This is a genomic window from Caulobacter sp. CCUG 60055, assembly GCF_022750545.1.
Lineage (GTDB): Bacteria > Pseudomonadota > Alphaproteobacteria > Caulobacterales > Caulobacteraceae > PUIC01.
Map to the genome: position 1 here is coordinate 86,238 of NZ_PUIC01000005.1, position 24,276 is coordinate 110,513.

At 71.9% G+C, this 24,276-nt stretch carries 21 protein-coding genes; 5 read left to right on the forward strand and 16 right to left on the reverse strand.

Annotated elements, in window-relative coordinates; all coding sequences use genetic code 11:
- Window positions 1-34: 34 nt before the first annotated feature.
- From C5708_RS09325 to C5708_RS09345, 5 genes are all read right to left on the reverse strand, one after another.
- Window positions 35-2,425, reverse strand: a complete 2,391-nt coding sequence (locus C5708_RS09325) for a TonB-dependent receptor (protein WP_242920307.1) — start codon at window positions 2,423-2,425, stop codon at window positions 35-37.
- 129 nt (window positions 2,426-2,554) lie between these two features.
- On the reverse strand, window positions 2,555-3,679 hold the full coding sequence (locus C5708_RS09330) for an ABC transporter permease (RefSeq protein WP_242920309.1): 1,125 nt from the start codon (window positions 3,677-3,679) through the stop codon (window positions 2,555-2,557).
- Entirely contained in the window at window positions 3,676-4,857 is a 1,182-nt protein-coding gene (locus C5708_RS09335) for an ABC transporter permease (protein ID WP_242920311.1), read from the reverse strand. The genes C5708_RS09330 and C5708_RS09335 overlap by 4 nt, the downstream gene beginning before the upstream one ends.
- A 1-nt stretch (window position 4,858) precedes the next feature.
- A complete protein-coding gene (locus C5708_RS09340; RefSeq protein ID WP_242920312.1) occupies window positions 4,859-5,923 on the reverse strand; it encodes an efflux RND transporter periplasmic adaptor subunit in 1,065 nt (354 codons plus the stop codon).
- The gene (locus tag C5708_RS09345) at window positions 5,920-7,461 is read right to left on the reverse strand and encodes a TolC family protein (RefSeq protein WP_242920314.1); all 1,542 of its coding nucleotides are present in this window, start codon (window positions 7,459-7,461) and stop codon (window positions 5,920-5,922) included. Before C5708_RS09345 ends, C5708_RS09340 begins: the two co-directional genes overlap by 4 nt.
- Window positions 7,462-7,619: 158 nt before the next feature.
- Here C5708_RS09345 and C5708_RS09350 point away from each other — a divergent pair, with 158 nt between their 5' ends.
- Window positions 7,620-7,955: a hypothetical protein gene (locus C5708_RS09350; RefSeq protein ID WP_242920316.1), complete on the forward strand. Its 336-nt coding sequence runs from the start codon at window positions 7,620-7,622 to the stop codon at window positions 7,953-7,955.
- Here the strand turns inward: C5708_RS09350 and C5708_RS09355 are convergent.
- Genes C5708_RS09355 through C5708_RS09365 form a run of 3 tightly spaced genes read right to left on the reverse strand, consistent with a single transcriptional unit; the run spans window position 7,933 to window position 9,202 of the window.
- Complete coding sequence (locus C5708_RS09355; protein ID WP_242920318.1) at window positions 7,933-8,478, reverse strand: sigma-70 family RNA polymerase sigma factor; 546 nt, start codon at window positions 8,476-8,478, stop codon at window positions 7,933-7,935. The genes C5708_RS09350 and C5708_RS09355 overlap by 23 nt on opposite strands.
- Window positions 8,475-8,918: a periplasmic heavy metal sensor gene (locus tag C5708_RS09360; RefSeq protein WP_242920320.1), complete on the reverse strand. Its 444-nt coding sequence runs from the start codon at window positions 8,916-8,918 to the stop codon at window positions 8,475-8,477. Before C5708_RS09360 ends, C5708_RS09355 begins: the two co-directional genes overlap by 4 nt.
- Complete coding sequence (locus tag C5708_RS09365; protein WP_242920322.1) at window positions 8,915-9,202, reverse strand: hypothetical protein; 288 nt, start codon at window positions 9,200-9,202, stop codon at window positions 8,915-8,917. The genes C5708_RS09360 and C5708_RS09365 overlap by 4 nt, the downstream gene beginning before the upstream one ends.
- 122 nt (window positions 9,203-9,324) lie before the next feature.
- On the opposite strand from C5708_RS09365, the gene copC reads away from it, so the two are divergent.
- Both copC and C5708_RS09375 read left to right on the forward strand, forming a co-directional pair.
- Complete coding sequence (copC, locus tag C5708_RS09370; RefSeq protein WP_242920324.1) at window positions 9,325-9,699, forward strand: copper homeostasis periplasmic binding protein CopC; 375 nt, start codon at window positions 9,325-9,327, stop codon at window positions 9,697-9,699.
- A 7-nt stretch (window positions 9,700-9,706) separates the two neighbouring features.
- Window positions 9,707-10,582: a CopD family protein gene (locus tag C5708_RS09375; protein ID WP_242920326.1), complete on the forward strand. Its 876-nt coding sequence runs from the start codon at window positions 9,707-9,709 to the stop codon at window positions 10,580-10,582.
- A gap of 149 nt (window positions 10,583-10,731) precedes the next feature.
- On the opposite strand, the gene C5708_RS09380 is transcribed toward C5708_RS09375, so the two are convergent.
- The 4 genes from C5708_RS09380 to C5708_RS09395 form a co-directional block, all read right to left on the reverse strand.
- A complete protein-coding gene (locus C5708_RS09380; RefSeq protein WP_242920328.1) occupies window positions 10,732-12,198 on the reverse strand; it encodes a HAMP domain-containing sensor histidine kinase in 1,467 nt (488 codons plus the stop codon).
- The gene (locus C5708_RS09385) at window positions 12,195-12,929 is read right to left on the reverse strand and encodes a response regulator (protein ID WP_242920330.1); all 735 of its coding nucleotides are present in this window, start codon (window positions 12,927-12,929) and stop codon (window positions 12,195-12,197) included. The genes C5708_RS09380 and C5708_RS09385 overlap by 4 nt, the downstream gene beginning before the upstream one ends.
- 207 nt (window positions 12,930-13,136) lie before the next feature.
- On the reverse strand, window positions 13,137-13,445 hold the full coding sequence (locus C5708_RS09390; RefSeq protein WP_242920332.1) for a hypothetical protein: 309 nt from the start codon (window positions 13,443-13,445) through the stop codon (window positions 13,137-13,139).
- A gap of 107 nt (window positions 13,446-13,552) precedes the next feature.
- Window positions 13,553-14,476 carry a hypothetical protein gene (locus tag C5708_RS09395; RefSeq protein WP_242920334.1) on the reverse strand — a complete coding sequence of 308 codons (924 nt, stop codon included), beginning with the start codon at window positions 14,474-14,476 and terminating at the stop codon, window positions 13,553-13,555.
- Window positions 14,477-14,820: 344 nt separating this feature from the next.
- Here C5708_RS09395 and C5708_RS09400 point away from each other — a divergent pair, with 344 nt between their 5' ends.
- A complete protein-coding gene (locus tag C5708_RS09400; protein WP_242920336.1) occupies window positions 14,821-17,181 on the forward strand; it encodes a TonB-dependent receptor in 2,361 nt (786 codons plus the stop codon).
- A gap of 57 nt (window positions 17,182-17,238) precedes the next feature.
- Here C5708_RS09400 and C5708_RS09405 read toward each other — a convergent pair whose 3' ends face one another.
- The gene (locus C5708_RS09405; protein WP_242920338.1) at window positions 17,239-18,384 is read right to left on the reverse strand and encodes an aminotransferase class I/II-fold pyridoxal phosphate-dependent enzyme; all 1,146 of its coding nucleotides are present in this window, start codon (window positions 18,382-18,384) and stop codon (window positions 17,239-17,241) included.
- Window positions 18,385-18,529: 145 nt separating this feature from the next.
- Between C5708_RS09405 and C5708_RS09410 the strand changes: the two genes are divergently transcribed.
- On the forward strand, window positions 18,530-19,318 hold the full coding sequence (locus tag C5708_RS09410) for a class I SAM-dependent methyltransferase (RefSeq protein ID WP_242920339.1): 789 nt from the start codon (window positions 18,530-18,532) through the stop codon (window positions 19,316-19,318).
- 15 nt (window positions 19,319-19,333) lie between these two features.
- Here the strand turns inward: C5708_RS09410 and C5708_RS09415 are convergent, their stop codons facing one another.
- The 3 genes from C5708_RS09415 to C5708_RS09425 all read right to left on the reverse strand — a co-directional run bounded on the left by C5708_RS09415 (window position 19,334) and on the right by C5708_RS09425 (window position 24,214).
- Window positions 19,334-19,492 (reverse strand): hypothetical protein, encoded by a 159-nt coding sequence (locus C5708_RS09415; RefSeq protein ID WP_242920341.1) that lies wholly within the window; start codon window positions 19,490-19,492, stop codon window positions 19,334-19,336.
- A 145-nt stretch (window positions 19,493-19,637) separates the two neighbouring features.
- Entirely contained in the window at window positions 19,638-20,228 is a 591-nt protein-coding gene (locus C5708_RS09420) for a hypothetical protein (protein ID WP_242920343.1), read from the reverse strand.
- On the reverse strand, window positions 20,225-24,214 hold the full coding sequence (locus C5708_RS09425) for a Pls/PosA family non-ribosomal peptide synthetase (RefSeq protein ID WP_242920345.1): 3,990 nt from the start codon (window positions 24,212-24,214) through the stop codon (window positions 20,225-20,227). The genes C5708_RS09420 and C5708_RS09425 overlap by 4 nt, the downstream gene beginning before the upstream one ends.
- Window positions 24,215-24,276: the final 62 nt, after the last annotated feature.

Consider the following 24,276-nt stretch of genomic DNA (forward strand, 5'->3'; position numbering starts at 1 on the left):
CGCGTCCCCCTGGTCCCGGTCTGCGGGCGGCCGGTCAGAACCGCGCGTCGATCCTCACATAGTACTGCCCGCCGTTGACGTCGTAAGGCGAGTTGCGGGAGTAGACGAGCCCGCGGCTGGCCTGGAAGGTGGCCTTGTCGGGATAGGTGTCGAACAGGTTCTCGGCCCCCAGCCGCACCGAGACGCGGTCCGACACCGCATAGGTGGCCGAGGCGTCGAAATAGGTGACGCCGCCGAACTGCTGGAAGATCTCGCCGCCGGTGACGCCGGTCGAGTCCGTCCACGAACCGTAGTAGCGCGCGCGGCCCAGCAGGGTCAGCTTGCCCATCGTGTAGGTGGCCGAGGCCGAGGCGTTGTGCTGGGGGATGCCCTCCTCGAACAACCGCCGCTGGGTGGGATTGGTGGTCAGCGAGCCGTTGGTGACCTCGGTCTCGTTGTAGCTGTAGCTGGCGGTCAGGTTCAGCCGGCCCGGGCCGAGCGTGCGGACATAGCCGCCGACCAGATCGATCCCGCGGGTGCGGGTGTCGAAGTCGTTGGTGTAAAAGTTGACCTGGGTGAAGTCGCCGCCGCCGGCGATGCCCTGGGCGATCAGCGCCGCCCGGATCTGCGGCGTGACGACGACGGTCGACGAGACGCTGAAGCGCTTGGCGACGTCGACCTGATAGAGGTCCACCGAGCCGGTGAAGCCGAAGTCGGTCCGCCACACCAACCCGCCCGTCAGGGTCTCGGAGGTCTCAGGCCGCAGCGGCTTGGCGCCCAGGAAGGCGGCCACGGGGTTCAGCGGCGACAGCCGCCCGTTGGTGAACACCTGCAAGGTCACCGTGTCGAGGCCCTGCGAGGTGCTGGTCGAGAACAGCTGGCCCGGCGTCGGGGCGCGGAAGCCGGTGGAGTAGGCGGCGCGCACCGCGATCTGCGGCGTCACGGCGTAGCGCATGGCGATCTTGCCGTTGGTGGTGTCGCCGAACTGGTCGAAGTGCTCGGTGCGCAGCGCGAGGTCGACGCTCCACTTGGCGGTCAGGTTGGTCTGGGCGTCGACATAGCCGGCGAAGCTCTCCTGGTCCCACTTGCCCGCCTGCTGCGGGTTGTAGCCGGGGAAGCCGTTGGACTGGGGCGCCAGGCCGGCGGCCGCGCCCGGGCCCACCGCGTAGGAGGCCGGGTCGCCCGTCTCGATCTGGTAGGTCTCCAGCCGCCGCTCGGCGCCGAAGGCGATGTTGATCGGCTCGGGCAGGGGCGACAGCGACAGGCGATAGACCGCGTCGGCGTTGAGGTTGAACTCGGTCTGGGTCAAGCGGCCCAGGTTGAACGAGGTCGGGCTGTTCGGCCCCAGCGAGGCGTTGATCGAATTGTTCAGGAAGAAGCGGCTGCTGTTCTCGCCGTAGGAGGCGCTGAGGTCCCAGGTGAACCGCTCCGAGCCGCCCCGGCGCACGCCGCCGACCACCTGGTAGTCCGTCGCCCGGATGCCCTCGCGCGGGGTGAAGCCGGTCGGGTAGATCTTGTTGAGGTCGAAGCCTGGGAACACCGGGGTGATCTTGTAGACGCTGGTGTTGGTGGCGGGGTTGCGCCAGTTGATGTCGTTGAGGCCGTCGCTCTTGACGTAGGTGCCGAAGCCGTAGGCTTCGATCCCGCCGCCCAGCGGCTTGGCCGCGTCGAAGGCGAAGCGCGTCGCCGTCAGCTCGGGGTCGCCCCAGCGCTGCACCGGATTGGGGATGGTCAGCGTCGGGTTGGCGGCCTGGAAAGCGATGGCGTCCGGCCGCTGGTTCGAGCGCGAGGTGGGGTCGCCGTGCGAATACTCCACGGTGGCGACCAGATGGCCGTCGCCGCCCAGCGCGGTCCCGCCGCGCACGCCGACCTGATAGCCGGCGCCGTCGCCGAGATAGCGCTTGGAGGCCTGGGCGTAGGCCGAAAGGCCGGGCTTTGTGTCGAGGATGATGTTGATGACGCCGGCGATGGCGTCGGCGCCGTACTGGGCCGAGGCCCCGTCGCGCAGCACCTCGACGTGGCCGATGGCGTAGTTCGGGATCTGGGCGAGGTCGGCGGCCTGCGAGCCGTTGACGCCGATGAAGGCCGAGCGGTGGAAGCGCTTGCCGTTCACCAGCACCAGGGTCATGTCCGGCGACAGGTTGTTCAGCGAGGCCGGGCGGATGAACTGCAGGCCGTCAGAGGTCGGCAGCCGCTTGACGTCGAACGACGGGATCAGCTGGGCCAGGCTCTCGGCGAGCTGGTTGGTGGCCCCCGACTGGATGGCCGACTTCGACAGCACGTCGACCGGCGACAGGGCCGTGAACTGGGTCTGGGCGGGCTCACGCGTGCCGGTGACGATGACCTCGTCCACCGCGGAGACCGCCTCCTGGGCCAGCGCCGCGCCGGGCGCGCCGAGGATCAGGCACGACATGGCCGCGCCGGCGAACAGAACTACTCGAAACATGCACCACCCCCGTCATTTGACGGGCCTTGCAGCTAGTCGTGCAGCGCGACGGATAGATGACGGTGGAGTGAAGTTTCCAACTCAACCGGCGAAGGCGGCCCGGCCGCGCAACCCCAGGTCCGCGCACGGCTACCGGGGGCTGAATTCCGCAGGCGTCGAGGCGAGCCAGCGCCAGCCGGCCAGGGCGCCGTAAACGAGAATCTGGGCGACCAGGGCGGTCAGCTCCGGCGCGACCTCGCCCAGGCTCGCCCCCATCTGGTTCAACTTGACCATGGCCTCGATGCCCGGCGTCGAGGGGATGATCCAGGCGGCGGCGGCCAGCGGGGCCGGCATGGCCGACAGCGGCCACGACAGGCCGCTGAGGAAGAACAGCGGCGCCGAGATCGAGGCCAGGATCTGGGTCGACCGCTCCGGCCGGTCGAAGAAACCGCCGACGAACAGGGCCATCAGCACGATCGCCGGGACGTAGAGCAGCGCGCAGACCAGCATGCCGAGGAAGTTCCCGCCCCGGGGATAGTCCTGGAACCAGAAGACGAAGCCGACATAGAACAGGGTCGAGGCCATCCCCAGCAGCGAGAAGGCGGCGACCGTCCCGGCGAAGGCCGCCGGCGTGCGCGGGCCCCGCCTCTCCTGGCGCCAGCCGGCCGCCAGCATCACCACGCCGAACAGCAAGGTCTGGTGGACGATGAGGATCGCCACGCCCGAGACCGCATAGCTGCCGTAGCCCTCGCGGGTGTTGAACATCGGCCTTTGCACCACGCGCGCCGGCGTCAGGCTCTGCAGGCCGATCGCCCTGGCCGGCGGCCCCAGCGCCTCTTCCATCGCCCCGGCCAGCACCGACCGCAGGGCCGCCCCCGCCGCGCTGGCCCGCACGAGGTAGGCGCCGTTGACGAAGATGGCGAGGCCGCCCGGCGTCGCGCCGGTCAGCACGCCGCGCTCCAGGTCGGGCGGGATGTAGACCACGGCGTCGACCTCGCGCCGCTCCAGCAGGTCGCGGGCTTCGCTGAAGTTCCCGCCCACCTGGGCCACCCGCACGCCGCGGGCGGCCGAGATGTCGCGGATCAGGGCGCGGCTGACCGCCGAACCGTCCATGTCGACCACCGCCAGCGGAATCTGGGTCGCCGTCTGATGCTGATAGGCCAGCGGGTAGTAGAAGGCGTAGGCGAACACCGCCAGGATCAGGATCGAGAACACCGCCCGCCGGGCCATGATCTCGCGCCAGACGGCGGCGAAGGCCTGGGCGAACGCCGTCATCGGCCGGCCTCCGCGGCGCGGGCGTCCATCGCCGGCGCCGCGCCCCGTTCGCCGGCGCGCCGGACGACCAGCAGCGACGCCAGGGCGAAAGCCCCGACCGCGAAGGCGGCGAGCGTCCCCAAGGCGGCGAACGAGGCCGAGGCCGGCGAGCCCATGAACATCTGCTCCATCTGCACCTCGACATAGGCGGTGTAGGGCAGCGCTCGGCTCCAGACCTGGGTGAACAGCGGCGCGTCGATGGTCGGCAGGGTGGCGTTGGAGAAGGTGATGGCCGGACCGCCGTAGACCGCCGCCGCCGAAAGCGCCGTCGCCACGTCGCGGACCAGCAGGGTGACGGCGGCGGCGATGGCGGCGTAGGCGGCGTAGAGCAGCAGCTGGGCCAGGGCCAGCACCGCCACGCTTCCGTGCACGCCCCAGCCGCGCACGCCGCACAGCCAGCCGACGCCGATCAGGTTCCAGGCCGTGAACACCAGCACATAGGGGGCGAGCTTGCCGGCCAGGGCCGGAACGGCCTCGGCCGGCCGCCCAGGCCAGGCCAGAACCCGCCCTCGGAACTCGCGCCCGACCGCCGCGACCACCGCGCAGCTCATCATCAGGTGCAGCACGCCCGGCTGCAGCAGCGCCTCCAGGAACCACTCGTAGCTGAGCTGCGGATTGAACAGGATGGTCGACTGCACCTTGGGGGCCGTGACGCGGGCGAAGGGGATGTTGCGCGTCCGGGCGATCTCGGGGGTCATGTGCGCGGCCGCCCCCTGCACCGCCGCGTCCGCGCCCATCGAGGCCAGGGCGCCGAGCGAGTAGAAGGCGGCGTTCTGATAGACGAACACCGTCGCCTGCCGGCCGGCCAGGATCTCGCGCTCGGCATGGTCGGGCACATAGACCACCGCCCAGACCCGGCCGGCGCGCAACCCGTCCCAGGCGGCCTGGAGGTCGGCCGGCGCGCTGGCGACGCGGATCTGCGAGGCGGCGTCGAGGTTGCGCCCGACCTGCCGGCTGAAGGCCGAGCGGTCCTGGTCGACGAAGGCCACCGGCAGCCGCTGGGCGACGCTGCCGACGAACATCCAGCCCAGCACGACCAGCGTGACCAGCGGCCCGACGACGATCAGCCCCAGGTCCCACGGGCTGCGGCGCAGCCAGGCCGCCTCGCGCCGGAACGCCTTGAGGAAGGCCCCCGCCATCCTACTGCGGCCAGGCGAACAGGACGCTCATTCCCGGCCGCAGCCCGGCCGTCGGCTCGACCGGCCGCGCCCGCACCTCGAAGGCGCGGATGTCGTAGCCGCGCGACTGGCGGGTGGCCCGCCAGGTGGCGAAGTCGCCCTGGGGGCTGATGTAGTCGACCTTGAAGCGCACGCCCTTGCGGTCGAGGGCCGGGACGTCGCCGGTCAGCACCTGCCCCATGCGCAGGCCGTGGAACTGGTCCTCGCGCACGTTCAGGGTCACCCACTGCTCGTGCAGGTCGACCAGGGTGAAGATCGGGAAGGCCAGGGGCGCCAGCTCGCCGCCATTGACCATCCGCTTGGCGATCTCGCCGTCGCGCGGGGCGGTCAGCTGGGTCTCGCCGCGCAGCGAGGCGGCCTCCTGCACGCCGGCCTTGGCGATCTGCACCTGGGCGGCGGCGACCGCCTTCTCCTCGGCCGTCGCCCCGCGCACCGCCTTCTCGTACTGCTGGCGGGAGGCCTCGGCGTTGCGGGCGCTGGCGTCGCGGGCGGCCAGGGCCTCGTCGCGCCGCTGGGCGGGGACGACGCCCTCGCGATAGAGGTTGTTGGTCCGCTCGTAGGTCTTGCCCGCCAGGTCGGCGGCGGCGACGGCGGCCTGCCAGACGGCGCGCAGGCTGGCGACGTCCTCGACCCGCGCGCCCTTCTCGGCCTTGGTCTGCACGGCCTGGGCCCCGGACAACGCCCCCTGGGCCTGCTCGGTCTTGGCGTCGAGCTCCGGGCTGGACAGCACCACCAGCGGCTGGCCCGCCCTCACCGCCTCCCCTTCGTGGACCAGCAGGCGCTCGACCCGCGACAGCGGCAGCTTGGTGGCGATGGTCAGGGTCTCGGCCTCCATCACCCCCTGGATCTGGTCCGGCGGCGCGCGATAGGCCAGCCACAGGCCGACGACGATGATCACGACGACGGCGCCCGCCCCGACGATCAGCGCCAGCCGCCGGCCGCCGCCGGAACGGGCCGGCGCCGGCCCGGAGGGCGGGGGCGCGGGCGGCCGAGGAGCGGATAGCGCGGGGCTGGCGGCGTCGCTCATGGTCCCACCTTGTCGGCTGTCTTGATGTAGTCGGCGTAGTCGGCCAGCCGGCCGCTGGCGGCCAGCAGCTGGGCCAGCGCCAGGTCGTATTCGTAGGCCGCCGCCGCCCGCTGGGTTTCGGCGACGCTGAGCGCCACGCGGGCGTCCACCACCTCGGCCGCCGTCGCCTGCCCTTCGCGGAAGGCCAGGTCGTTGACCCGCACGCTCTCGCGCGCCGCCTCGATGTTCACGGCCAGCAGCCCGTACTGGCGGCGAGCGGTCTCGGCCTGGCCCCGGGCGCGGACGACGGCCGTCTCCAGCGCGGCGCGGGCGGCGTCGACGGCCGAGTCGGCCTGGCGCACGCGCTGGCGGGCGGCGCTGACCGCCTTGCCCCGATTGAGGCCGGAGAACAGGGTGTAGTGCACGCCGAGCCCGACGATCCAGTCCGGCTCGACCAGCAGGGCGTCGCCGCGGTTGAGGTTGTATTCGGCGAAGCCGTAGACGCTCGGCCGCTGGGCGGCCTGGGCGGCGCGCACGCCCTGCCGGGCCTGGTCGCGCACCGCGTCGAGCTTGCGCAGCAGCGGCTGGCCGGCCAGGGCGGCGTCGACGAACTCGCGCTCGGGACCGATCGGCCGGGCGTTGACGAACATCGGCGTCGCCGGGGCCACCCCCGCCGGCTCGCGCAGCAGGATGGCCAGGCTCGACCGGGCGGTGGCGTACTGGTCGACGGCCCGCTCGTACTGCCGCGCCGCCGCGTCGCGGGCGACCTGGACCTGCAGCCGCTGGGCCTTGCTGATGAAACCCTCGCGCTCCAGCTTCTCGGCGTTGCGCAGGTGCAGGTCGAAGCCGTCGCGCGTCTCGGTCGACACCCGCAGCACCTGGGCGGCGAGCTGCTGGCCGAAATAGGCCTGGACCAGCAGCAGCAGCGCTTCGTCGCCGGCGATCGTCAGCTCGGCGTCGGCCTGCCGCACGCCGGCCTTGGCCGCGTCGCGCGTCGCGTCGATCAGGCCGCCGGTGTAGAGCGGCGCCAGGGCCGCGACGGTGGGTCGGAACAGCGTCTCCTCGGTCTGCAGCCGCGCCGAGCCGGGCAGCGCCCCCAGCGCGCCCGAAACCTGCTGGTCGATCCCGGCCCCGATCTGGCCCAGCAGCCCCGGCGGCGCGCTGGGGAACTTGTCGGGCAGGGCCGCCAGGAAGCCGTCGACCGACGACTGCACCAGCTGCTTGGCTGGGTCGAGCGACAGGTCGAGGGTCTTGCGGTAGCGCAGCACCTGGGCGTCGAGGAACACCGACGGCGCGCCCAGGAGCTTGACCGCGTCGGCCTGGTCCTGGCTCGCGCGCAGTCCGGAACGGGCGGCCGCGAGGCTGTCGGAGCGGGAGAACAACCGCTCGCGCGCGGCGTCGAAGCTCAGGGACGGCCCTTCGGGCGACGGCGCGGACGAGGGCGCGGATGAAGGCGGCGGCGGCGTGGGCGGGTCGGCCGAGGCGTCCCCGCCGGCCGCGGCCAGGGCCATCGTCGCGACGGCGATCGCCGCCGTGCGTGCATCCAACCTCAACGCCATCTCGCCTCCGTCGCCGGGGGAGCCCTTGGGCCGATCCTGGGAGGGTGCGCCGCGTCGCCGATTCCATGCAAGCCGGCGATGGCGATTGAGGCGAAGCCGCCGCGGCGGCGTCTTGGATTCAGAAGGCGCCGCTCAGCCTTCCAGATCGAGAGCTTGCGATGTTCACTCTCCTCGCCGGGGCGCTGGACTGGCTGCCCACCTTTCTCCAGGACCCGCTCCTGTTCGTGGTCATGACCGTGATCGCCTGCACCGTGCGCCCGATCTGGGCGGCGGCGATCTATGTCGCGGCCTGCGCCGTGGCGACCAGCCTGATCGTCTCGATCCTGGGCCCGGCCGCCCACGCCGACGTCTACGACCAGTTCACGCCGACCATCGTGCTCGGCCGCTTCATGGCCGGCATGCTGCTGCTGGTGCTGATGAAGGGCGTGATCCGGGTGCTGCGCCCGCAGCCGGCCCCGGTGAGCGAACGCGTCAGGCGCCCGGTCGGTCGATAAGCTCGGCGAGGCGACGCCGCGCCCGATAGAGGCGCATCTCCACCGCCTTGGCGCTGACGCCGAGGACGCCGGCCGCCTCTTCGTGCGACAGGCCGCCGGCCGTGGTCAGCAGCAGAGGCTCCTTGTACATCGGCGGCAGTCGGGCGACGGCCCGGTCCAGGCGCGCCAGCCGCCCCTCCCCCTCCGCATCGAACTCCGAAGCCGGAAGATGGGCCTGCTCGGCCGCGAAGGCGCCGTGGGCCAGCCGCCGGACCAGCGCGCGGCGGCCATGGTCGCGGCACTTGTTGAGGGCGATGGCCCGCAGCCAGACGCCGAAGCGGCGCGACGGATCGTAGCGGCCGATGGCCCGCCAGGCGGCGACGAAGCTTTCCTGCACCACGTCGTAGGCGTCGTCCCTGTCGCCGACATAGCGCCGCACGAACGCGTAGAGGCCGGCCTTCTCCGAGCGGATCAGGGCCTCGAACGCGGCGCGGTCGCCGCCCCGCGCGCGGGTGGCGACGTCGTCGTCGGCGACGGCGCTCACCTCGGGTCCGAGGCCAACGCTTCGGAGATCGTCTTGTCGAACCGGGCCGCCTGCTCCGGCGTCAGCACCGCGCGCATGGCCAGGACATGCTCGATGGTCGCCTCCTGCAGCTGTCCCATGGCGGCGTGGAAACGGTCGATGGCCTTCCGGGCCTCAGGGCCGTAGGCGTGCCGCTCGCGCAGGGCGGCGGCCAGGTCGCGGTTGGCGGCCTCCATCTCGGCCTCCAGGGCCCGCCGCCTGCCGGCGAAGTCCCGCTCCAGCGTCTCGATGCGGGCGTTCTGGTCGGACGTGAGTTTCAGCTCATGATGCAGCGCCGCGTCCAGGCCCGGATGCGGCGCGGCCTGGCGCAGGCCGTACTGCACGCCGATCCAGCCGCCGACGCCGCCGGCCGCGGCGGTCAGCAGGATCGCCGCCAGGGCCAGGGGGGCGAAGCGGCTCAAAGCCCCGACCCGATCAGGCGGCTGGACGGCGCCAGGGCGGCGTGGGGCGAGAACACGCCAAGCTCGGCGACTTCGCGCGGCCCATGGCGGGCGCTGATCCCGCCGGCCGCCAGGCCGGCGAGCAGCGCGACGAGGGCCAGGCAGGCCTGCGCCGACGCCGTCGCGCGCAGGCGGCGGTCGCCGGCCTCGCGCGTCGCCACGCCGCGCCAGACGTCCGCCTCCAGCCCGTCGAGCGGCCGGTCGGGGCCCCGGCGGAGAAGGTCCTCCAGATCGTCTTGGGCCATGTCGTTCTCCAATCCGATAGACTGTACGCGGGCCGCTCCCGCGCCCCTCGCCGCGAGGGGCGCGAGGGGCGCGAGGGGGCGCCGCGTATAGGACGCGCTGCAAAACCCGATCGGAGTCTTCCATGAGTTTTCCTCGCTGGCGAGCCGCCGGCCTCGCCCTGACCGTCTTGGCCGCCGCGCCGGCGGCGGCGCTGGCCCATCCCCGGCTGGTCTCGTCCACCCCCGCCGCCCAGTCGCGGACGCCGCCGGTGGCGGCCGTCGAGTTGCGCTTCAGCGAGGCGCTGGAGCCGCGCTTCTCGACCCTGACCATCGCGCGCGAAGCCGCTGGCGGCCCGGTCGCGATCGAAGCCGCGACGGCCACGGCGGCGTCCGACCCCAAGACCCTGGTCGCGCGGCCCAAGGCGCCCTTGGCCCCCGGGGCCTATCGCGTGCATTGGCGGGTCACCTCCGTCGACACCCATCATGTCGAGGGCGACTTCGCCTTCACGGTGAAGTAGTCGGCCGGTGACGGCGGTCGACGCCGCCCGCGCGGCCCAGCATCTGGTCCTCCTGCCCCTGTTCGGCCTGATCGCCGCGCGGCTCTATGACGGCCGGCCCGGCCCCTCGCCGCGAGCCGGCCTGGTCGGCCTGACCGTCCTGGCCATGGCGGCGAGCGCGACCTTCCTGGCGGCGACGGCGGCGGCCATGGCCGGCGATCCCGGCGCGGCCCTGTCCCCGTCGATCCTGGCCATGACCGTCGGCGACACCCAGGCCGGCCACGCCTTCGCCGCGCGGATCGCGGCCCTGGCCGCCCTGATCGCGGCCGTGACCCTGAACGCCCCGCGCGTGGCGACGGCGACGCTGGCGGGCGCGGCCCTGGCCAGCCTGGCCTGGAGCGGCCATGGCGGCGCCGACGCCGGACTGAAGGGCGGCCTGCACGTCAGCGTCGACATCCTGCATCTGCTGGCCGCCGGGCTCTGGACCGGCTCGCTGGCGCGCCTTCTCGGCCTTATCCTCAAACCCGGCGGCGAAGCCGAGGCGGCCCGCGCCCTCGCCCGCTTCTCCGGCGCCGGATCGCTGGCCGTCGCCGTGCTGGCCACGACCGGCGCCGCCAACGTCGCCCTCCTCGTCGCGCCGGGGGACTGGGCCGCGATCCCCGCTTCCGGCTGGGGCCGCCTGCTGCTGCTCAAGCTCTGCGCCTTCGCGGGGATGCTGGCCGCCGCCGCCGCCAACCGCTTCGCGCTGACGCCGCGCCTGGCCGGCGACCTGGCCGCCAGCGCGCCGACCGGCGGGACGATCAGGCGGTTGAGGGCCAGCCTGGGCCTGGAGACGGCGCTGGCCGTCGTCGCGGTGGCGCTGGCCGCCTGGCTGGGCGGACTGGCGCCGCCCGGCGCGGGCTGAGGTCGGCCCCCGTCAGGTCGGCGCCGATCTTGTTCAATGCGTCGATCTTGGCCGAGGACATGGCGCTGTTTCCCAAGAACGACGGCGAGGCCGTGTCGCGGCTGACCGAACGGACGCTGGACGCCGTCGCCCCAAGCCCTGACCGGGCCTCAGGCGGCCTCGGCCGCCCCCGCCTCGCCGCCCGGCAACGGCAGCCGGACGGTGGCCACCAGGCCCGCCTCGCCGTTGGCCAGGGCGACGTCGCCGCCGTGCGCGCGGGCGATCGAGCGGGCCACGGCCAAGCCCAGGCCCATGCCGCCCGTCTCGCGGCTGCGGGATCGCTCGACGCGGTAGAATGGGTCGAACACCCGGTCCAGTTCATGGTCGGGCAGGCCGCCGCCGCCGTCGACGACGCGGACCACGGCAGAGCCGTCCTCACGCGACAGGCTGACCCAGGCGCGGTCGCCGTATTTCACGGCGTTGTCGATCAGGTTCGAGAACAGCCGTTGCAGCGCCAGGCTGTCGGCCTCGACCACCAGGCTGTCGACCTCGGCGGCCACCTCGATGTCGGCGCCGGTCAGGCGGGTCTCCTCGACGACGTATTCCAGCACCGACAGCAGGTCGAGCGGCGCCCGCTCGCCCGGGCGGCTGGCGTCGCGCACGAAGGCCAGCACCTCGTCGATCATGCTTTCCATCTGGTCGAGATCGGACAGGACGGCGGCGCGCAGCGAGGCGGGCGCCCGCTCCAGCTTGAAGCGCACCCGCGTCAGCGGCGTGCGCAGGTCGTGCGAGATCGCGCCGATCATGTTGGTGCGGTCGTCGATATAGCGGCGCAGGCGCACCTGCATCTGATTGAAGGCCGCCGCCGCCGCGCCGATCTCCGCCGGGCCGCGCAGGGTCAGGGCCGGCGCGGTCGGGTCGCGCCCCAGCCGCTCGGCCGCGCCGGCGAACCGGCGCAGCGACGCCGTCAGCCGGTGGGCGAACACGTAGCCGGCCGGCGCCAGCAGCAGCAGACAGGCGACGAACCAAAGGATCACCCGCAGCTGCCATTCGTTGGGAAAGGGCTCCGCCGTCGATTCCACCGTCAGCCACAGGCCGGACGGATCGCGCACGGCGGCGATGAAGTCGCCGACGATCGGCCGCACCGCCTCCACGTGGTCGCGCCGGCCGAACCGCCGGACGGCCGCCTCAGGTCCGGGGGCCGATCCGGATCCGGGCGGGCCGAGGAACCGCTCGTCCCTGGCCCATTCGCGCCGGAACCACGGGCGCGGCCTGCGGGCGAACCACGGCGGCCGCTCGACGAACAGGCGGACGGCCGCCTCGTCGACATTGAGCCGGCGCGCCAGCTCGGCCCGCACCAGGCGCTCGTGCTCCTGGAAGCCCCGGTCGGCCGGCGGCGGGCCGGCGCTCACCCGCCGGCGCAGCGGCGGGCCGTCGCGGACGTGCAGCGGGCCGCCCTGCAAGGCGGCGACGATCTCGCCGACGTGATAGACCGGCGGGCGCGGCGGCGGCGTGAACAGGACCACGGCCAGCGTCACCGCCTGGCCGATCAGCAGCCCCCCGACCAGCAGGGCGATGATCTGGATGGTCAGCGGCGGCGCGGCGGCGCGCCCGAGCCAGTCGCGCAGCCGGCTCATACGCGCTTGACGGCGACGTCCAGCATGTAGCCGAAACTGCGATAGGTGCGGATGATCTCCCGGCTCTTGCCGCCGCTGAGCTTGCGTCGCAGCCGGCTGATCTGCACGTCGACCGAACGGTCGTACACCTCCGACGTCGGCCCGTGGGCCAGTTCGACCAGATGGTCGCGGGTCAGGATCTCGCCGGGGTGTTCGAGGAAGACCGTCATCAGGGCGAACTCGGCCGGGGTGACCAGCGAGATCACGCCGGTCGGGCTGCGCAGCCGCCGGCGGACGGTGTCGAGGAAGAAACCTCCGAACTCGTAGCCGCTATGGGCGTCGAAGTCGGGCGGCGCCTCTTCCTGCATTCCGCGCCGCCTCAGCATGGCCCGCACGCGGGCGAGCAGTTCGCGGGGGTTGCAGGGCTTGGCCAGATAGTCGTCGGCGCCGATCTCCAGGCCGACGATGCGGTCGATGTCCGAACCCATGGCGCTCAGCATGATGATCGCCGGACCGGCCCCGCGCGACAGGCGCCGGCAGATCGACAGCCCGTCCTCGCCGGGCAGCATGACGTCGAGGACCACCACCGGATAGGCCTGGGCCGACATGGCCGCGTCCATGGAGTCGGCGTCGCCGGCGGTGTCCACCGTGAAGCCGTTGCGCTCCAGATAGCCGGCCACTTCGTCGCGCACTCCCTTGTCGTCGTCGACGAGGAGGATCTTGGTCGGCGCGACATCGGACGAAAGATTCATGAGGCGAACATTGCGCAGCGGTTTTGCAAACATATCACCGCGCCGACACACGTCGCGCCGAAATCTCGACGGACGTGCGACCAAACGGCTCAGGCCGCCTCAGCAGCACATGGTAACAATCAAGACAAACTCGAAACACATTCGGCGAAGCATCGGGTAAAAACGGCCGATAGAAGGGAAATTCCGGCGCCGCGGACGCCGGAATTTCTAGCGGCACACACGAACAGGCCGATAAACGTACTCGCCGTACCAGTTGTAGTAGCCCTGGTTCTCAATATAGCAGCGCGGCGCATAATAGACCGGCGGCGGATACCCGTAATAGCCGCGCCAGCGCCAACGATCGCGGTCGCGATCACGCCAGCGCTCCCACCGTTCGTGTTCGCGCCATTCGTGTTCGCGCCAGCCGCGGTCGCGCCAGCCGTCGTGGCCGCCCCAGCCGGGGTCGGCCAAGGCGGTCATCGGCGCCGCCAGGGTCAGGAGGGCCGCCCCTCCCAGGATGATCGATCTCACGCCCATGGCTCTTCACTCCGTTCGCCCGTCGCCGATCCGAAGACGACCCGGCGACGAAGGGAGCATGGCGCCGGGCGTATGAACCGACATGAGGCCGTCCGTTCAATCTGCGTTCATCGGCGCTCGCCGCCCCGGCCGGCGAGGGCCACCTTGGCCGGCGAGGCCCCGCCGCCGGCCGCCGTCGCGCAGACGCCCGGATCGATCATGGCGTGACGGCCGACGCAGAACACGTCCTCGTAGTTCGGTCCGGCGCTGGCCAGGCATTGCAGGTAGTCGTGCTTGGCCAGCCGCACGCACAGGCCGCTGTTGGCCTCGCCGGCCAGGGCCGCCGGCGTCGGCCGGCCCAGCGTCTCCAGGGCGGCCAGGGCCAGCCCGCGGGCCAGAACCGGCGTCATCACCGGCGCCGCCGCCGCCGGCTGCAATGACCGGCGCAGGCCCGCCGCGTCGTCGTCGGCCGGCCGATAGCCGGCGTCCGAGATCAGCTTGACCTCGGCCAGCCGCCCCTTGGGATCGGACGGCGCCGCCTTGGCCCAGCCCTGGCGCTGGAGCGTGTAGGCGGCCTGGCGCACCGCCTCGCCCCGACCGCTGAGGCTCTCGCCCTGGCGGCGAAGCGCCGCGCCCGCCCGCGCCAGGGCGGCGGCGCTGCCGGGCAGGTCCGCCACCGCCTCGGGCCGGGCCGACAGGCGCTGGGCCAAGCCCGGATCGCGCCGGGCGGCGGCCCGCACGCCGGCCACGAAGCCCGGCTCCTGCAACGCCGCCACGGCGGCGTAGGCGATCATGCCCGCCTCCAGTTGCCTGGGGTCGTAGCCGGCGGCGGTCCGCACCGCCTCGGCGACGCTGTCCGGCCCGGAAAAGCCCGGATCGATGCGCGCGGCGCGGCGCATGAACGCCTCGAACGGCGCGGCCCGCTGGGCCAGCCGGTCGGTGTCCACCGCCTTGGCGCGGTCGGGTCGCGGCCCATGGCTCGTGCAGGCGGCCAGCGCGGCCCCGGCCAGGACGGCCAGCGCGGCGCGGGTCGAGAAACGGCGCGTATTCATGTTCGGCCCCTCTTGGCGAAAGGCCCCCCGCGGACGGCCTCCTCGGCGCCGCGCCCGCTTTCACCATCGGCCGGACATGGTGGATAAAGAGTTACCGAACACGCGTGCGGTATTCCTGGCGCGCTTCAACGCAACCCGCCGCGCATGAGACGTCTACAGGATCGGGAAATTCGGAATTTCCGCCCGAAAATACCGCGCGCCGCTCCCAGATAAACGAAATACATCTTTCAAAATCAGAACCAATACGGCCATCGCAATATATTGTTGAAATCTTCAAAAATCCGACAAGCCCAATCCCTAGTGAACCCGAAGGAGTTTCTTCCAGGCTGTTTTCGGGGATTCGCATGTCGTCGTCACTTCGGACCACGCTGCTCACAGCGTGCGCCTTCAGCGTGTTCGCGTTCACCGGCGCCGCCGTCGCGGCCGAGGGCGCCGCCGCAGCCGCCACGGGCGACGCCGGCGAGGTGGAGGAGGTGATGATCACCCTGTCCAAGACCACCCGCTCGTCGGTCTCGCTCAGCGGCTCGGAGATGCAGAAGCTGCTGCCGGGCGTGAACCCGCTGAAGGCCATCCAGACCCTGCCCGGCGTCTCGTACCAGACCGCCGATCCGTGGGGGAACAACGAGCAGAACGTGTCGCTGTTCGTGCACGGCTTCAGCACCCAGCAGCTCGGCTTCACCATGGACGGCGTGCCGCTGGGCGACCAGCAATACGGCAACTACAACGGCCTCAGCCCCCAGCGCGCGATCACCAGCGAAAACGTCGCCAAGACCATCCTGTCGTCCGGCGCCGGCGACCTGGGCGTGGCTTCGACCAGCAACCTCGGCGGGGCCATCGAGATCTTCTCGAGCGACCCGCTGGCCACGCGCGGCGGCCAGATCCAGCAGACCCTGGGCAGCTACGCCGCCACCCGCAGCTTCGTGCGCCTGGACAGCGGCGACTTCGCCGGCGGCAACCGCGCCTACATCTCGTTCCTGCACCAGGACCAGCGCGCCTGGGACTTCCGCGGCCACCAGCGCGGCAACCAGATCAACGCCAAGTACGTCCACGAGGACGACCGCGGCCGGCTGACCGCCTATCTGAACCTGTCGGACAAGGTCGAGCCGAACGAGGACGCCATCGTCCACGTCGGTACGGCGGCGACGCCCTACACCCGGCCGTTCCTCTATCCGGACCTGGCGGCCGCCCTCGCCTACCTGTCGGCCGGCGGCGCGCCGCCGGCCGCCGACGGCCCCAACTTCCGCAACTACCACTCGGCCGCCCAGCGCACCGACGGGCTGGCCTATGTGAAGTACGACTACAAGATCAATCCCGACCTGACCTGGTCCAGCCAGGCCTATTTCCATCATGACGAAGGCCGCGGCGTCGTGGCCGGCCCGATCAACCAGGCCGGCCTGCCCGGCCTGTTCGCAACTTACTTCCCCGGCCAGGACCTGAAGACCGTGTTCGGCGGCACCGGCTACGCCGTGCGCACCACCGAGTACCTGATCAATCGCGGCGGCCTGATCTCGAACCTCAACTGGAACGTCGGCAACCACCAGGTCGAGGCCGGCGTCTGGTACGAGAACAACCGCTCGGCCACCCACCGGGCCTGGTACCCGTTCTCGGCCGCCTCGTCGGACCTGACGCCCTACGACATCCCGACCCACGCCAACTTCATCCAGTACTACAGCCAGATCAAAACCGACGTGGTCCAACTGCACCTGCAAGACCAGTGGCGCATCCGGCCCGACCTGCTGCTGCAGGCCGGCTTCAAGTCGAGCCTGCAGTTCACCTCGGGCACGGTGCCGATCCAGCAGAAGAACGCGCCGAACGCCACCAACCCGACCCTGCTGCCCACCGGCGAGATCGACAGCCGCGAGTGGTTCCTGCCGCAGATCGGCGCGATCTGGGACTTCACGTCCAACGAACAGGCCTTCGTCAACGTCCAGAAGAACCTGCGCCAGTTCGTCACCTACGGCGCCGGCGGCCTGTCGCCGTGGAGCTTGGGCAGCCAGGGCGCCTTCGACCAGTTCAAGCGCACCGCCAATCCCGAGACGGCCTGGACCTATGAGATCGGCCTGCGCACCCGGCGCGACCTGTCCCTCGGCCCGATCACCGCCTTCGAGGGCCAGGCCAGCTACTATCACGTCGACTTCTCGGACCGCCTGCTGCAGATCAGCCCGACGCCGATCATCTCGTCCCTGGTCGGCGGGGCGGCGATCCTGGCCAACGTCGGCGGCGTCAAGACCGACGGCGTCGACGTGGCCGGCACCCTCCACTTCGGCCCGCACTTCTCGTTCTACGACGCGGTGTCCTACAACCGCTCGACCTATCAGGACGACTACACCAGCGGCACGACCCTGGTGCGCACCTCCGGCAAGCAGGTGCCGGGCAGCCCGGACTGGCTGAACAAGTTCGTGGCCAGCGTCAATTACGGGCCGTTCGAGGGCCAGCTGGTCGGCGACTATGTCGGCAAGCGCTACGCCACCTACACCAACGACCTGTCGGTGAAGAGCTACTTCCTGCTGGGCCTGCAGGGCTCGTACCGGTTCCAGATTCCGGACCGCTACATCCTGAAGGACCCGAAGATCAGCGTGAACGTCACCAACCTGGCCGACGAGAAGGGCGACTTCGAGGTCGTGGTCGGGGCCGCCTCCGGCACCTACAACACCTACCCGATCCCGCCCCGGCAGGTGTTCGTCACCCTGTCGGCCGCGTTCTAGTCCGAACGCCGGGTCCCGCCGTCGTCCGCCCGAGGGCGGCGGCGGGATCGTCTAGGGCTACTCCGCCGCCAGCCGCGGGCGGGCCGCGAACCACGGCGTCAGCCGCCGCAGCGCCTCCTCGATCTCGGGCGTCGAGACCGCGAAGCTGAACCGCACGAAACGCCGCCCCTCGACCGGGTCGAAATCGATCCCCGGCGCGGTGGCGACCCCGGTGTCGCGCAAGAGCTGCTTGCAGAACGACAGGCTGTCGTCGGTCAGGTGGCCGACGTCGGCGTAGATGTAGAACGCCCCGTCGGGCGGGGCGATGGCCCCCAGGCCCAGCGCCGGCAGCGCCTCCAGCAGCAAGGCGCGGTTGCGCCGATAGACGGCGACATGCCCCTCCAGCTCCTCGCGGCTGTCCATGGCCGCCAGCCCGGCGTGCTGGCTGAGCGACGGCGCGGTCAGGAACAGGTTGCCGACCAGGGCCCGCGCCCGCGCCAGCCGGTCCGGCGGCGCCAGCAGCCAGCCCAGCCGCCAGCCGACCATGCTGAAGTATTTCGAGAAGCTGTTGACCACCAGCGCCGAGGGCTCGAACTCCAGCATCGAGCGGGCCGGCTCGACATAGCTGAGGCCGTGATAGATTTCGTCCGACACGATGCGGATGTCGCGCGCGCGGCAGACCTCGGCGACGGCGGCCAGTTCGGCGGCGGCGATGATCGAGCCGGTGGGGTTGGCGGGGCTGGCGATGATCACCCCGGCCGGGGCGGGATCAAGCGCGGCCAGGGCGGCGGCCGACAGCTGGAACCGGCTGTCCGCCCCGCAGGCGATCTCCACCGGCGTCATGTGCAGCGCCTTGAGGGTGTTGCGGTAGGCGACATAGCCCGGCCGGGCCAGGGCGACGCGGTCGCCGGCGGCGAAGCTGGAAGACAGGGCCAGCACCAGGGCCGGCGAGGCGCCGCAGGTCAGGATCACCTGCTCGGGCTCGACCGCGACGCCGTAGGTTTCGTCATAATGGCGGGCGATGCGCGCCTTCAGGGCCGGGCTTTCCCAATAGCCCATACTGTCGGCGTCCAGCACCCGGTGCGCCTCGGCCACGGCGGCGCGCGGCGCGCCGGTCGAGGGCTGGCCGAACTCCATGTGGATGACCGAGCGCCCCTCGGCCTTGAGCTGGTGGGCCAGGCGGCTGACCCCGATGGCGTAGAACGGGTCGATCTCTGCGGACATGGCGCGGGCGTTTCCAGACGAAGGATTTCCAGGCGAAGAACGGGCCGGTCCGCTTTCCTAGCGGCGATCCCAGGCGCGCGCCACACCTCGTCTTGCCGGCGGCCAGGCGCTGGGCTAGGCGCTGAACCCCGTCCCCGGAGGCCCTATGCCTGAACCTTTCGACCTTCTTCGGCACAACGCCGCCGCCTGGGACCGTCAAGCCCTCGCCGACAGCCCGTGGTCGCGGCCGGTGGACGCCGAGACCGTGGCCGCCGCCAAGCGGGGCGACTGGCGCGTGCACCTGACCCCCAGCCCCCTGCCCGCCGACTGGCTGGGCGACGTCGCCGGCCGGCGCGTGCTGTGCCTAGCCTCGGCCGGCGGCCAGCAGGCGCCCGTGCTCGCCGCCGCCGGCGCCGAGGTGACGGTGTTCGACCTGTCCGGCGAACAGCTGGCCAAGGACGCCCAGACCGCCGCCCGCGACGGCCTGACCCTGCGCCTGGAGCAGGGCGACATGCGCGACCTTCACCGGTTCGCCGACGCGGCGTTCGACATCATCCTGCACCCGGTCTCCAACCAGTACGTGCCCGACCTGCGTCCGGTCTGGAGCGAGTGCGCGCGGGTGCTGCGGCGGGGCGGCGTGCTGGCCTCCAGCTTCTTCAATCCGGTGGTGTTCGTCGCCGACCGCGATCCCGCCTTCGCCGCCCAGGGGCTGATCAAGCCGCGTTTCGCCCTGCCCTATTCGGACCTCGACGACCTGACCCCCGCCGAGCTGGCCGCCAAGCGGGAGCGCGGCGAGCCGATGATCTTCGGCCACAGCCTGGCCGACCAGATCGGCGGCCAGCTGGCCGCCGGGTTCGTGCTGGCCGGCTATATCGAGGAGATGCACCCCGCGCCGCGTTTCGAAATCGAGAAATACGCGCCCAGCTTCATCGCCACCCGCGCGCTGAGAGCCTGAGGGGCCGGGGCGGGGTCAGTGTCTCGGCGGATCGCGGCGGCGGCGGAAGCGGCGCTGCTGCGGCGTCTCGAACAGGATGTCGCGAAACAGCAGCGCGAACCCCGCCGCCAGCGACGCGCTGGACGCGCCCGCGGCGAACAACGCCAGCACGGATTGCACTTCGGCGCCGGTCACGACCGATTTCTGAGCCCCCGATGCTCTTCCCAGCCGCGATCGATACAACCGTAACGTTAGCAACTGGTGTTCCAGGGTCGCCTCTGCCGGCCGCTCTGCAAAGCAATTTGGCGGTCTTAACCACGACGCCGCGACGAGTGCGGCCCTAGCGCAACACCAAGCCGGCGGCGACCCAGCCCGGACCGCGTCTCGACAGGCCCCAGGCCTCGCGGCCGTCGACCTGGCCGCCCCAGGCCGAGCCGTCGGCGGGGCTCAGGCGAATCACCTCCGGCGCCAGGCGCCAGCCCTGGCCGGCGGCTTTCGCCGCCGCCTCGCCCACGCACCAGGCTTCGAGGTCGGCCAGGGCGGCGGCGTCCTCGATCGCCTCGACATCGACCCCTACCGGCCGTTCGCAGACCGCCACGGCCGCGAACGGTCCCGATCCCGACACCGAGGCGAACAACGGCCGCGGCCCGGCCACGAAAGGCGCGCCCGCCGCGTCGCGGCCCAGCCGGACGGCTTCCGGCGGCGCGCCCAGCCTCGCCGCCGCCAGGGCCCGCAGCAGACGGCGACGCAGCAGACGACCGCCGCCCGCCTCCTCGCGGGCGAGGGCCGCGTCCGCCCGGTCGTCGCGGCTGGCCGGCGCGCGCGCCAGGGCCTCGCGCGCCGCCGCGCCGTCGGCCTCGCCGAGCCAGATCCAGGCCTCAGCCTCGACGGGCGGCGGCGACAGCGCCGCCAGCCACGCGATCGGCGTCAAAGCGCCCCGCGGGCCGGCCGCGCGGGCGAGCCTTCCCAGGCGGTGCCGGCCGGCAGGGTCTCGCCCTTCATCAGCACCGAGAGGTCGCCGAGCTGGGCGTCGGCCTCGACCACCGAATCGTAGAGCACGATGGCCAGCGACCCGATGGTCGCCCGCGGCCCGATCACCACGGTCGACACCTTCATCACCCTGTCCTCGAACAGGTGGGTCTGCAGGCCGGCGTTGTCGTTGAGGGCGGCGTCGTCGCCGACCTCGACCAGATCATGCTCGGTGATGTCGGTGGTGTCGGTATAGACGCGACGGCCGATCTTGCAGCCCAGCAGGCGCAGATAGAGGTTCAGGTAGGGCGTGCCGCGCAGCGGCTCCAGCAGCAGCGGCACCGCCAGGTTCTCGTAGGTCGAGGTGACCAGCTCGGTGCGCCAGACGAACAGGCTCCACAGCGGCCGCGTCAGCGGTTTGTAGCGGCCGACGACGATCCATTTCAGCAGCACCACGAAGGCCCCGGCCGCCAGGCAGAAGCCCAGATAGAGCGCCGGGAAGGCCAGCGTCATCCACCACGCCCCCAGGTGGGCGTCGGCGAGGTTGCCCATGATGGTCAGCACGATGCTGAACAGGCCGATGAACACCGTCAGCGACAGGATCAGGCGGACGAACTCGATGGCCAGCCGCGTGGCGACCAGGCGCTTGGACGGATTGAACCGCGCGCCTTCGTCGAACACCGCGAAGCTCTGCCGCCGGGGCAGCCGGATCGGCGGCGCGCCGAACCAGGTCGAGCCGGTCTCCAGCGCCTGGGCGGGACATTCGGGGGGCTTGGACAGCACGCCGATCAGCACCTCGTCGCCGAGGTCCGCGCCGGTGGGCAGGAAGGCCGAATTGCCGACGAAGGTCCGGTGGCCGATGCGCGTCGATTCCAGCCGCAGCACGCCGGGCTCGACCCTGGCCCCGCCGAACACCACGCCGTCGGCGATGAAGCTTTCCGGGCCGATGGCCACCAGGTCGTGCACCACCGAGGTGGCGGTGGAGATCTCGGCGCGGCGGCCGACCTTGGCCCCGAGGGCGCGGTACCACGGCGCCACATAGAGCGTGGCGTAGATCGGGTGCAGCAGATCGAGGGCGAGCTCGCCCAGCTGCCGGACGAACCAGAACCGCACGTAGAACCAGCTGGCCAGCGGATAGACCCCCGGCTTCAGCCGCCCCAGCAGCAGCCACTTGGCCGCCACCGTCAACAGGCACATCAGCGTCACGTAGAGCAGCGCCAGCCCGGGGGCGAGCAGCAGGTAGGAATAGTCGTCGGTGTTCCAGTCCAGCTCGATCATCGCCACCAGGCCGGGGGCGACCGGCAGCACCGTCACCAGCGGCAGCAGGGCGGCGGCGACCATCAGCCCGATCAGCACCAGCACGCGGCGGCGCAGGCTGGCGCGGCTCGGCATGACGCGGGGCGGGGCGACGCCCTTGCGCACCGCCGGGGCCCCGGTCCAGACCTCGCCGTCGGGCATGGTCTCGCCGGCCGGCAGGGCTGACAGGTCCTCCAGCACCGCGCCGTCGCCGACGCGGCAGCCGCGGCCGACCACCGCCTGGCCGCCGATGAAGGCGCGCTGGCCGATGCGGACCTCGCCGACCCGGAACAGGCCCCGCTCGACGCTGGTGGTGGCCAACAGGCACCCCTCGCTGAGGATCGAGCCGTCGCCGATCGACACCAGATCGGGCGCGTCGAGGTCGGACGAGCCGAGATAGACCCCCTGGCCGACCTTGGCTCCCAGCAGCCGGAAATAGAGGCGCATCAGCGGCGTGCCCGACAGGAACCGCGTCGGCATGACCGACAGCAGGCGCCGCGTCAGCCACCAGCGGAAATAGTAGCCGCCCCACATGGGGTAGTCGCCCGGCTTGATCTTGCCGATCACCACCCACTTCATCGCCACCGACAGCAGGATCATCAGCGGCGGGATCGACACGAACGAGGCGCCGGACAGGGCCAGGGCGGCGAGGCGGCCGACGTCGTTGCTGACCAGCCAGGTGTAGGCCAGGTACGGGAAAATCCACTGCACGCCGGCGAAGCTGAAGATGAACGGCAGCGCCAGGGTCTGGCCCAGCACGCACAGGACGCGCCGCCACTGCGGGACGGGCGCGAACGGCGGCGCGGCCTGTTCGGGCGCCGCAGCGGCCGCCTGCAGCTCCAGCCGCTCGGCCAGGGCGCGGATGTTCGGCGCGGCGTAGAGGTCCTGGATCGAGATCGTGCGGAGGGTCGGGTCGTTCCGCGCCGCCGAGACCATCTTGGCCGCCCGCAGCGAATGCCCGCCGAGGTCCTCGAAGAAGTCGTCCAGCACGCTCACCGGCTGCGGCGTGAACACCACGTTCCACGCGTCCAGCAGCTTGGCCTCCATCGGCGTGGCCGGCGGCTCCAGCTCACGCGCCTCGGCCGGGGCCAGCACGGGCTTGGGCAGCGCCTTGCGGTCGACCTTGCCCGAGATCAGCGTCGGCAGCGACGGCAGGACCTCATAGTGCGCCGGCCGCATGTAGGCCGGCAGGGTCTCGCGCAGGTGGGCGCGCAGGCGTTCGAGGTCGATGTTTGCGCCGGCCCGTGGCGAGACGTAGGCGACCAGCAGGTCGCCGCCGTCGTCCTGGAACAGCTGCACCACCGCCTGGGCGACCGCGGCGTCCTCCGACAGCAGCGATTCGATCTCGCCCAGCTCCACCCGGTAGCCGCGGATCTTCACCTGGGTGTCGATGCGGCCGAGGAACTCGATGTCGCCCTCGGCATTGACGCGGACGAGGTCGCCGGACCGGTAGATCAGCTCGGGCCGCCCCGATACGCCGTCGAACGGCGACATCACGAACTTCTCCGCCGTCAGCTCAGGGCGGTTGACGTAGCCGGCGCCGACGCCCGGCCCGCCGATCACCAGCTCGCCCTCGGTTCCCGGCGGCAGCGGCCGCAGCGCCTCGTCGACCACCCAGCAGTCGTAGCCCGGCAGCGGCGTGCCGATGGTCACCGGCTTGTCGGGGGCCAGTTCGGTCCAGGTCGCCGTCACCGAGGTCTCGGTCGGCCCGTAGGTGTTGAGCAGCCGCCGGCCCGGCCGCGCCCAGCGCCGCGCCAGCTCCGGCGGGCAGGCCTCGCCGCCCAGATTGATCAGCCGGGCGCTGGGCACGTCGTCCTCGATCACCGCCAGCAGCGACGGCACCGCGTGCCAGACGGTGACGCCGTCTGCGGCGAGCACGGCGGCCAGGTCGGGCCCGGCCTTGGCCAGGGCCTCGGAGCCGGCCAGCACCTCGGCGCCGACGAAGAAGGCCGACCACATGGTCTCGACCGACATGTCGAAGGCCAGGCTGAAGCCGCCATAGACCCGGTCGTCGAGATTGAGGTCGAGGATGGCGCTTTCCGAGCGCACCAGATGGCAGACGTTGCTGTGGCGGATCATCACGCCCTTGGGCCGGCCCGTGCTGCCCGAGGTGTAGATGATGTAGGCGAGGTCGTCGGGGGTCTGGCCGGTGTCGGCCCGGGTCAGGGGGACGGCCTCCATGGCCGCGATCTCGCCCAGCTCGACGTCGACGGCGACGCGCACGGGGACCCGGGCGAAGGCGTCGGAGCGCTCGCCCAGGGTGACCACCGCCTTGGCCTCGGCGTCCTCGGCGACGAAGTCGGCGCGGTCCTGGGGGAAGCTCCAGTCGACCGGCGCATAGGCCGCGCCCGCCTCCAGCACGCCCAGGATGGCCATGTACTGGTCGAGGCCGCGCGGCAGGCAGATCACCACCCGGTCGCCGCGCTCGACGCCGCGCGAGCGCAGGTAGCGGGCGAAGCGAGCGGCGCGCTCGCGCAAGGTGGCGTAGGTCCACGAGGTGGCGCGGCTGGCCTCCATGTCCTCGGTGGCCATGCGCAAGGCGCACCGGTCTGGCCAGCGGGCCGCCGATTCCGCGAAGATCTCGTGCAGCAGTTCGTCGCGCGCGTAGGGTTCTGCGGGGTTTAGGGCGCGCGCCGTGGCGATCGGCTGCATGAAGACTCCTGGCTGATCCATATCCGTCGATAGGCGCCAGGGCCGGCGTGTCAATCGCGCGC